The organism is Martelella sp. UBA3392, assembly GCF_002358775.1.
In the GTDB taxonomy this organism is placed as follows: Bacteria; Pseudomonadota; Alphaproteobacteria; order Rhizobiales; family Rhizobiaceae; genus Martelella; species Martelella mediterranea.
Window position 1 is genome coordinate 12,726 of record NZ_DEPM01000281.1, and the last position, 215, is coordinate 12,940.

Sequence of the window (215 nt, forward strand, 5' to 3'; positions counted from 1 at the left end):
GGCGGCGGCGGCGGTGCGGGCGGCCAGGCCACGTCCTGGGGACTGTTTGTTTCGAGTGCGACCGGCGGCGAGGGCGGTGCCGGCGGTACGGGCGGAACGGCGCAGGTGACGCAGTTTGGCTCAGGCACGAAGGGCGCCAGCGATTACAGCACGCTTTCGACCAAGGGCGACCACGGCACCGGCATACTGGTGCAGTCGATCGGCGGCGGCGGCGG

At 72.6% G+C, this 215-nt stretch carries 1 pseudogene; it reads left to right on the forward strand.

Annotation, left to right across the window (positions count from 1 at the left end):
- Positions 1 to 215: pseudogene (locus tag B4E36_RS21635) on the forward strand (hypothetical protein); the annotation flags it as partial.